This is a genomic window from Endozoicomonas sp. YOMI1 (assembly GCF_024606345.1).
GTDB lineage: Bacteria > Pseudomonadota > Gammaproteobacteria > Pseudomonadales > Endozoicomonadaceae > Endozoicomonas.
This window is the reverse complement of the sequence record NZ_JAHHPM010000343.1, coordinates 1-8684: the sequence shown is the minus strand read 5'-3', so window position 1 is coordinate 8684 and position 8684 is coordinate 1. Positions and strand designations below refer to the sequence as shown.

The window sequence follows — 8684 nt, the reverse complement described above, 5'->3', positions numbered from 1 at the left end:
GAAGAAGGGGCAGCCGTGCCTTTTTATGCCTGTTTCAAACCCGAGCATCGCGTAATGCCCTTGAAAACTTATAGTTTCCATGGCTGGCTTAAACTACCTGAACCCTGACGGGCAGAGACTTTTGTACGACTGCTATAGAATAAGGAAGTGAAAGTGCTTCAGTCAGAACTGTTCGCCGTTGGCAGCTGTGGCCGGTTCCTCAGGCTGGGCGCCTTTGTATCAGCAGCCCTGATAGTGACAATAAAGTGCAGTTTGCTCTGGAAACCATTCGGGACATCCTGACCGTAGAACTGGATCCCATCTATCGCCCACTGGTGTTCTAATAATGATGACAACCGACAAAATAAAACTAATTACTAATTATCTGCTTTTCCAGTTTGGCTGGTTCGCCTGTGTTCTTGGGGGCGATCAAATTGCCCTGGCTGCAGCCGTTACAATCCTGTTTATCCACCTGCTATGGATAGGTAGCTGGCATAAGGAAAAACAAATACTGGCACTTACCTTTTTACTGGGGTGCGCTATCGATAGCTTTCTTGGAAATCTGGAAATCCTGAAGTTTCACTCTCAACTGGATGACGGTGGACGTATTTTACCACTCTGGCTGGCCTGCCTGTGGCTGATATTCGGCACCACTGTCCGGCACAGCCTTGACTGGTCTCGAACCCACAAACTCTATGGTACCATACTGGGCTTCTTTGGGGGGCCATTAAGCTATTTGGCAGGGTCAAAAATGAGTGATGTAACGCTTGCCCAGCCTTTATGGCAGACACTGATGATTCTGGCCATTATCTGGGCACTTGTTATCCCAATGCTTCAGGCCTTTTCGCAGGCATGGCTTAACAAAGCAAAAAGCGGATAACGCTCATCGGATATTGCCGAGAACGACCCCGGCGTCGTCTGAAGCTTTGTACCCTTGTGCAGCGCAGATCCCCCTCGGACAGCCTCTTGGCTAATGTTCCTGCTAATCCGGGACATTAGCCTGAAAAAAAGAAGTCAGTCAATCTCTGCTTCGAATTCTTTATAAGCAAAAATTCGTTTGATGTGATGACTCTTGGCCAGCTTCTTAAACCAGTATGTACACCACTGCTCAGGCGTTATTGAAGCTGATAAGATGGGAATACTTGCCTCAAAATAATCAATCAGAACACTCTGATCTTCATCATCCAGCACCTTAAACAATATTCCGGGACCGGCGGTAGAGCCGTCATCCAATAGCCGCGCCTTGGGATGAAAGATCATATCTATATTAACTCGCCAGATATCACGTTTGTTACACATCATCAGACGAAAGCGCGCCGTATCAAACTGGGCACCTGAACCTGCTTTAATAAACTGATCAGACTCCAGCCAAGCGGGAAATTTACGAACAACCAGACCTTCGATCTTTCGACCACCGCTGGAAAGCCATTTTTGCAACGCTGCCGACTGTTGCTGCAGCAAATCATTGATAGAAGAACAAGGCAAAGTTAGTGCTCCCATCCGATTCTCCTAATTAATTATCGCTATTCTTCTTTCGTTTTGGATCAACCCAGTCCAGGTGAGTAGCCATATGGAATCCAAAATGTATGGTTTTATACGGTTAGCTACTTACACTGACGTCTAAAATTACCTTTTATCACAGAGATGTGACATTAGAAACCTCTGTTTTCTGTGGATACCCCGAAAATGTGGGTAATCCTCTCGCCCTTAAGCCATTTAATGAAAGGGTTCGCGGTGCTAAAGTATGCGCATTTCAAGCGCTAGCCCAGAGGTAGTATTGATGAAGGATCTGAAGCTTACAGAATACAGTCATGGCGCGGGATGTGGTTGCAAAATTTCACCCCGGATTCTTAACGGTATTTTGCAAACCAACCTGGCTCTTCCAGAGTTTCCTAATCTGGTAGTGGGTAATGCCAGCAAAGATGATGCGGCCGTTGTTGACTTGGGAAACGGTGAAGGGATCATCAGCACTACCGATTTCTTTATGCCTATTGTCGATGATCCATTGGATTTTGGTCGCATTGCTGCCACCAATGCCATCAGCGATATTTATGCCATGGGCGGCACGCCCTTAATGGCTATTGCCATTCTTGGCTGGCCCGTTAACAAACTACCGCCAGAAGTTGCAGCCCAGGTAGTAGACGGTGGTCGTCAGGCCTGTGCTGATGCAGGTATACCCCTGGCTGGAGGTCATAGTATCGACGCTCCTGAGCCCATCTTCGGGCTTGCCGTCACTGGTCGTGTATCTCTTGAGCATCTGAAAAGAAATGATCAGGCTCAGGCCGGTCACAAGCTTTATCTGACCAAGCCTCTTGGCGTTGGCATTCTCACAACAGCGCAAAAGAAAAAGCTGTTGCAGAAAGAGCACCAGCATATTGCCCGTGACTCCATGTGCATAATGAACACCATGGGTGCCGACCTGTCTCTGCTGAATGGCATCAGTGCAATCACCGATGTTACTGGCTTTGGTCTTCTTGGCCATCTTCTGGAGGTTTGTGAAGGCAGCAAGGTAAAAGCCACACTGTATACCGACAGGCTGCCACTTCTCCCTCATGTGGAAGCCTATCGGCAGCAAGGCTGTATTCCTGGTGGAACGGAAAGAAACTATGCCAGCTATGGCCACAAAGCCGCCAATATTACCGAGCAACAGAAACACATTCTCTGTGATCCTCAAACCAGTGGTGGACTGTTGGTTGCGGTAGACCCCGCAGTGGAAGAAGCCTTCCACAACGTCGCAGCAAGATTTGAACTGTCTCTGGAGCCAATTGGAGAACTACTGTCTTACGACGGTGGTAGTTGGGTAGAGGTCGTTTAAATCTTCTGGAAGCGCTTCTTGATACCCTTCTTATTCATTCATACGGTCGTGCGCTTCTGGAATACAGCATATGTACATAAAAAAAGCCCGGAGAATGCCGGGCTTTAATCGTTAAACTATATTGGTCTGTTACCATATTCACCGGAGGGTTTTTTCGGTGGGTCTGCGGTAATGTTCGATGGAACCTCCTCAATCTGGCCTCCTTTCTTCAAAAACTCTTCTACCTGGGCATCCAGACTTGCCCTGAGTTTTTTACGAGACTCAACGGTCCTCTCTTCAGCAGGTTCGTCGCGGCTCCCCAGAAACCCTATATCAGCGCCATCAAAACCAGCAGCAGCTTTAGTCGGCTTTTTCCGTGCCATAGCTATGTCCTCTAGGTACTGGTTTTCGGAATTTCCATTCCGAAATATTGAGATTGACTTCTTGTCCGATTTTTATAGTTATAGCCCAGCGTTGTTAAAATGCCAGTTAGGTCTAACCCTCCTTTAATACAAAATAAATTATTGATACTTATTTTTTATAATTACGTATAACTTTCACCGTGTAAAGTGATGATTAAATTACGGCTTTCACCACCGTCTCTGTGTTCCCCCTGCCAAAGACCCAAAGCCAGCGAACCATCTGTAATTGGAATGATTACATCGGCACCAAACAGGCTGGATTTAATGTGGGCTGGCATATCATCACTGACTTCTATCACATGGATAAAATACTCTTTATTTTCAGGGACATAATTATTGCTGAATGCTTCCATATTATGACGGACGTTGGGGTCGACATTTTCGTTGAGCATCAGTGAAGCAGAAATATGCTGTAAAAAGATATGACAAAACCCTGTCTTATAGTTCTTCAGCTCCGATAGCTGACCAATAATTTCTGCCGTAACCAGATGAAACCCCCGTTACCACATCAGGTCATCCGGAATCTGATAATCCGCATACCAGTCTTCTTCTTCCTCGGTCAGATCGCCGGACTTATCATTCTGCATGACAATCGCTTCTGGCTTTCGCTCTGCAATCTTACTGGCCACCGGCGCAGGGATGACCAGAAAATCGTCGCCCAGTATAGCCAGAGCCAGCAAGCCCCTTTCCAACTTGGTTAACTGTTCATCAGTAACATAAATTTTCTTGATTTTGTTTTCATAAACAAACTTATACTCTGCTTCGCCCCCAACACGGGACAACACATTTGCCTCAATCAGTTGACGAACCTGTGCGTCCAACGCCTTACGCTGACGTTCATCTTCAAGCTGTCGATTCAGCCCACGATCTTTCTCAGCCTGAGCCTGCCTCTCTTTCTCCAGCTCAATACGGCGCTTTTCCTGATCGGTCATGTCTCCAGACCTGGCAGCCTGCTGTTTCTTTTTCTTATTACTGGTCTTCGCCTGTAATGCCTGTTGTTTCGTCGCAAGGCCAGCCTTCATCAGCTGGTCACGAAGTGATTTACTCATCGTCTTAAATACCAGAAGGGGATACAAAAAACTGGAATCTTAGCAAGCCCTTCTACTGACAGCCAGAGATGAAACCAGCCATTGCTTGCTTTTTGATAACCACAAAGCCCACACAGAAGAACCTTCCTTTGTGGGCTTGGTGATTCAGATAGCCGATAACGGCGACTATTGATTAGTGGACATCCTTCCAGAACTCGCGTTTGAGCAGATAGGCAAACACAAAGAACAGAGCCAGGAACAGGTATACATAAATACCCAGCTGCTGACTCTGTTCTTGCATCGGCTCCGCAGAGTAAGCCAGGAAGTTGGTCAAATCATAAGCCATTTGATCGTATTCGGAGGGCGTCATACTCCCCTTACGCTCCGGATCAACCGTCAGGCCACAGATCTTGTCTCCGGTCAGCGGGTCACGGGCCGTTGGGTCTGCATCACCGCAACTATCGATCTGTACTCCTTGAAGCCCCAGAAGCACATGAGGCATACCAACATCCGGGAAGACCTTGTTATTTACCCCGTAAGGGCGGCTTGGGTCTTCATAGAAGGTTCTGAGGTAGGTATATAGCCAGTCAGGCCCACCTTTAACACGGGACACCAGTGTCAGGTCTGGAGGTGCAGCACCAAACCAGACCTTCGCTTCGTCCGGGTCCATGCTGTTGTGCATCAGATCACCGATCTTGGCAGACTTATCGAACACCAGGTGTTCCATCATCAGGTCATGAGGGATGCCCAGGTCATCCGCTACCCGCTCATAGCGCTGATACTGGGTCGCATGACAACCTGCGCAGTAGTTCTGGTAATACTTCGCGCCCCGCTGCAGCGAAGCTTTGTCAGAAGGATCCACATTGGCCTCATCAAGAGGATATCCCCCACCGGCTGCTGCCGCCAACGATGAAAACAGCACCGAAACCAGAAACAACTTAATGGTCAGTATTATTCTTTTCATTAGCCGGTCACCCTCTCCGGTAAAGGTTTGCTCTTCTCCCATCGAGTGTAAAAAGGCATCAACAGGAAGAACGCAAAGTAAATCAGCGTACAAATCTGGGCAATGAGTGTATAAGTCTCAGTAGCCGGTTGCGTTCCGAGCCAGGTCAGCAAAATAAAGACAAAGGCAAAAACCACAATACTGGTTCTGCTGATCATGCCCTTGTAACGCCATGACCTGACCGGACTGCGATCCAGCCACGGCAGAACAAAAAGAATGGCAATCGCGCCACCCATGGCGATAACCCCCCCCAGCTTGGAGTCGATTGGCCCAATATCAAAAGTAATTGCCCTGAGGATGGAGTAGAACGCCCCAAAATACCATACCGGTGCAATATGCTCTGGGGTCTTCAGGCCATTTGCCGGTTCAAAGTTGGCATGCTCCAGGAAGAACCCGCCCATCTCCGGGAAGAAGAAAATAATGCCACAGAAAACAAACAGGAAGACCACAACACCGACAATATCCTTAACGGTGTAGTAGGGGTGGAAAGCGATACCATCAAGGGGCACACCATCAGACCCTTTATTCTTCTTGATATCTATACCATCCGGATTGTTTGAGCCCACTTCATGCAGCGCCAGAATGTGCAGAACCACCAAACCAAGAATAACGATCGGCAGGGCAATGACATGCAGTGCAAAGAAGCGGTTCAGGGTAATACCAGAAATCAGGAAGTCACCACGAATCCACTGCTGAAGATCCGGGCCAATCACCGGAATAGCGCCAAACAGGGAAATGATAACCTGAGCCCCCCAGTAGGACATCTGTCCCCAAGGCAGCAGGTACCCCATAAAGGCTTCCCCCATCAGTGCCAGGTAGATTGCCATACCAAAGATCCAGATCAACTCCCGTGGTGCTTTGTAGGAACCGTAGAGAAGACCACGAAACATGTGGCAGTAAATAACCACAAAGAACATGGACGCGCCGGTAGAATGCATATAGCGGATCAACCAGCCATATTCCACATCCCGCATGATGTACTCAACAGAAGCAAAAGCGGCTTCAGCGCTGGGTACATAACTCATGGTCAGCCAGATCCCCGTCAGGAGCTGGTTCACCAGAACCAGCAGGGCCAGAGAACCAAAGAAATACCAGAAGTTGAAGTTTTTGGGCGCATAATATTTGCTGAGATGCTTCTCCCACGCCTGGGTGACGGGAAGTCGGGCATCAACCCAGGCCATTATTTTATTTCCCATCACGCATTCTCCTCATCTTTACCGATAATCAGAACATCATCGCCTTCAAAGGAGTAAGGTGGCACGACCAGGTTCGTTGGGGCAGGCACTCCTTTATAAACACGACCGGCCAGATCGAACCGAGAACCATGACAGGGACAGAAATACCCCCCCTTCCAGTTGGCATCAAACTCCATGGGTTTGACTTCCGGCAGATATTTTGGAGAACACCCAAGGTGGGTACACAAACCGACCAGTACAAGAACATCTTCCGTCCGTGAACGGTACGGATTGGTGGCATACTCAGGCTGCTCTGAGTTTTCTGATTTCGGGTCGCGCAAACGCCCATCCTGTGATGGCAGTTCATTAAGCATATCTTTGGTACGGCGCAGCACAAAGACTGGTTTACCCCGCCATTCATAGACAACCTGCTGACCAGGTTCCAGCTTACTTAAATTGACTTTTACCGGTGCACCGGCAGCCTTTGCTTTTGCACTCGGGTTCCACGACTTCAGAAAAGGCGTAGCAACCCCAACAGCCCCGGCAGCCCCCACCACCGAAGTCGCTGCCACGAGAAAGCGGCGTCGGCCTTTGTTTATGCCGTTGTCACTCATTAACCTACTCTCCCCATCCGGGCTGAACGCCCAATGACTTCTTTTTGTTCATGGGTGTGATAACTGGAGTCTGTGCAAACCCCCAGCGAGGAACTCAGTAAAACGTCCAATCGATCAGTAAACCGACTTTCCGTTTTTGAACCCCCGAACTTTATTATTGGCAGGATGCCACCTATCACAGTCCATATGTCACAAGATCAAACAAAGAACACCAGACATAATGACAGATTTACTTCTGAAACAGGGCTTTAAACAGCCTGACAAGAACAAAGACTGAAAAGCGCTCTCGCAGAACTACCTGCACCCCAAATAACAACCTGACAGCTGCAATCAACCCCCAACAATAAAGCCGCATCGCATTATACTTACCCACATAAGCGGCTGTGCGTAATGATACTGGTTTTAACGCATAAAAAAAATGCCCAAAACAGGGCATAGGTTTTTTTAATAAAAGTTTCAGGCATAAAAAAACTCCCCGATACGCTCTCCCGAAAGAGGCACAAAGGGAAGTTTTCCAGTAATCCAGGCAGCCAGCCGGAAAAAACCGGCAGGCTGTCTGAGCACAATATCAGCGCTTGGAGAACTGTGGACGCTTACGAGCTTTACGCAGACCCACTTTCTTACGCTCAACTTCACGAGCGTCACGGGTAACGTAGCCAGCCTTACGCAGAGGCGAGCGCAGAGTCTCATCGTACTGCATCAACGCGCGGGTGATACCGTGACGGATAGCACCAGCCTGACCAGAACCGCCGCCACCAGATACAGTGATCTTGATGTCGAACTTCTCAGTCAGCTCAGTCAGTTCCAGAGGCTGACGAACTACCATTCGAGCAGTTTCACGACCGAAGTATTCATCCAGAATGCGGCCATTGACAGTAATATTGCCAGAGCCAGCTCTCAGAAAAACACGTGCGGTTGAGGACTTACGACGTCCAGTTCCGTAGTATTGAGTTACAGACATAACCACCCCTGATTAAATTTCCAGTTGCTGAGGCTGCTGAGCAGCATGTGGGTGCTCGCTTCCGGCATAAACCTTCAGCTTGCTGTACATGGCACGCCCCAGGGCATTCTTGGGCAGCATTCCCTTAATAGCCGTCTCGATTACCAGCTCAGGCTTGTGGTCGATCAGCTTGTCAAAGCTGATGGACTTCAGGCCGCCGATGTAACCGGTGTGGCGGTGGTACATCTTGTCAGTAGACTTACGTCCGGTAACACGTACTTTCCCGGCGTTTACTACAACGATGTAGTCGCCAGTGTCCACATGAGGAGTGTACTCTGGCTTATGCTTGCCGCGCAGACGCAGAGCAATTTCTGTTGCCAGACGACCCAGCGTTTTGCCTTCGGCATCAACTACAAACCAGTCACGTTTTACGGTTTCTGGCTTAGCACTAAAAGTTTTCATTAAATTCGCCTCTATGATACCGCTGACGCGATACCTGTTCCTACATGGCCGTTCCCTGCCGGGCCAGAGCCAGGCTAATAGCCCCGGATCAGCAATACCGGCCTGTTCAAAACATTGGGCGCTCAATCGGGAAACGGGAGCGGTATTATACCGTTTGGCAAGAGGAAATAAAGCCCCCTGCGAACCAGATCCCTGTTAACAACCCAGAACCACACTAGGAGGCTGTCCGAGAATAGTCTGCCCTACGCGGCAACTGCTCCTGCGTTG

General features: G+C 48.8%; 11 protein-coding genes. 2 read left to right on the top strand and 9 right to left on the bottom strand.

The window, feature by feature from the left end; all coding sequences use genetic code 11:
* The first annotated feature begins 325 nt into the window (after positions 1–325).
* On the top strand, positions 326–859 hold the full coding sequence (locus KDK15_RS12350) for a DUF2878 domain-containing protein (RefSeq protein ID WP_257295664.1): 534 nt from the start codon (positions 326–328) through the stop codon (positions 857–859).
* 134 nt (positions 860–993) lie between these two features.
* On the opposite strand, the gene KDK15_RS12345 is transcribed toward KDK15_RS12350, so the two are convergent.
* Entirely contained in the window at positions 994–1479 is a 486-nt protein-coding gene (locus KDK15_RS12345) for a hypothetical protein (protein WP_257295663.1), read from the bottom strand.
* 277 nt (positions 1480–1756) lie between these two features.
* Here KDK15_RS12345 and selD point away from each other — a divergent pair, with 277 nt between their 5' ends.
* The gene (selD, locus tag KDK15_RS12340) at positions 1757–2794 is read left to right on the top strand and encodes a selenide, water dikinase SelD (RefSeq protein WP_257295667.1); all 1038 of its coding nucleotides are present in this window, start codon (positions 1757–1759) and stop codon (positions 2792–2794) included.
* A 116-nt stretch (positions 2795–2910) separates the two neighbouring features.
* Here selD and KDK15_RS12335 read toward each other — a convergent pair whose 3' ends face one another.
* From KDK15_RS12335 to rplM, 8 genes are all read right to left on the bottom strand, one after another.
* Entirely contained in the window at positions 2911–3156 is a 246-nt protein-coding gene (locus KDK15_RS12335) for a hypothetical protein (RefSeq protein WP_209203471.1), read from the bottom strand.
* A gap of 161 nt (positions 3157–3317) precedes the next feature.
* Complete coding sequence (locus tag KDK15_RS12330) at positions 3318–3683, bottom strand: secondary thiamine-phosphate synthase enzyme YjbQ (RefSeq protein ID WP_257295666.1); 366 nt, start codon at positions 3681–3683, stop codon at positions 3318–3320.
* 12 nt (positions 3684–3695) lie between these two features.
* On the bottom strand, positions 3696–4244 hold the full coding sequence (locus KDK15_RS12325; RefSeq protein ID WP_257295661.1) for a DUF2058 domain-containing protein: 549 nt from the start codon (positions 4242–4244) through the stop codon (positions 3696–3698).
* 172 nt (positions 4245–4416) lie between these two features.
* On the bottom strand, positions 4417–5187 hold the full coding sequence (locus KDK15_RS12320; protein ID WP_257295660.1) for a cytochrome c1: 771 nt from the start codon (positions 5185–5187) through the stop codon (positions 4417–4419).
* A complete protein-coding gene (locus KDK15_RS12315) occupies positions 5187–6422 on the bottom strand; it encodes a cytochrome b N-terminal domain-containing protein (protein ID WP_257295658.1) in 1236 nt (411 codons plus the stop codon). Before KDK15_RS12315 ends, KDK15_RS12320 begins: the two co-directional genes overlap by 1 nt.
* A complete protein-coding gene (petA, locus tag KDK15_RS12310) occupies positions 6422–7015 on the bottom strand; it encodes a ubiquinol-cytochrome c reductase iron-sulfur subunit (protein WP_257295657.1) in 594 nt (197 codons plus the stop codon). Before petA ends, KDK15_RS12315 begins: the two co-directional genes overlap by 1 nt.
* 568 nt (positions 7016–7583) lie before the next feature.
* Positions 7584–7976, bottom strand: coding sequence for a 30S ribosomal protein S9 (gene rpsI / locus KDK15_RS12305; RefSeq protein WP_257295656.1), 393 nt, complete (start codon positions 7974–7976; stop codon positions 7584–7586).
* A gap of 12 nt (positions 7977–7988) precedes the next feature.
* Positions 7989–8417 carry a 50S ribosomal protein L13 gene (gene rplM, locus KDK15_RS12300; protein WP_257295655.1) on the bottom strand — a complete coding sequence of 143 codons (429 nt, stop codon included), beginning with the start codon at positions 8415–8417 and terminating at the stop codon, positions 7989–7991.
* Positions 8418–8684 lie beyond the last annotated feature (267 nt).

Excerpts from the sequence above, each read along its gene's own strand:
- petA (WP_257295657.1), bottom strand. The coding sequence starts at position 7,015 with ATGAGTGACAACGGCATAAACAAAGGCCGACGCCGCTTTCTCGTGGCA.
- KDK15_RS12315 (WP_257295658.1), bottom strand. The coding sequence starts at position 6,422 with ATGGGAAATAAAATAATGGCCTGGGTTGATGCCCGACTTCCCGTCACC.
- rpsI (WP_257295656.1), bottom strand. The coding sequence starts at position 7,976 with ATGTCTGTAACTCAATACTACGGAACTGGACGTCGTAAGTCCTCAACC.
- KDK15_RS12350 (WP_257295664.1), top strand. The coding sequence starts at position 326 with ATGATGACAACCGACAAAATAAAACTAATTACTAATTATCTGCTTTTC.
- KDK15_RS12325 (WP_257295661.1), bottom strand. The coding sequence starts at position 4,244 with ATGAGTAAATCACTTCGTGACCAGCTGATGAAGGCTGGCCTTGCGACG.
- KDK15_RS12335 (WP_209203471.1), bottom strand. The coding sequence starts at position 3,156 with ATGGCACGGAAAAAGCCGACTAAAGCTGCTGCTGGTTTTGATGGCGCT.
- KDK15_RS12320 (WP_257295660.1), bottom strand. The coding sequence starts at position 5,187 with ATGAAAAGAATAATACTGACCATTAAGTTGTTTCTGGTTTCGGTGCTG.
- KDK15_RS12345 (WP_257295663.1), bottom strand. The coding sequence starts at position 1,479 with ATGGGAGCACTAACTTTGCCTTGTTCTTCTATCAATGATTTGCTGCAG.
- rplM (WP_257295655.1), bottom strand. The coding sequence starts at position 8,417 with ATGAAAACTTTTAGTGCTAAGCCAGAAACCGTAAAACGTGACTGGTTT.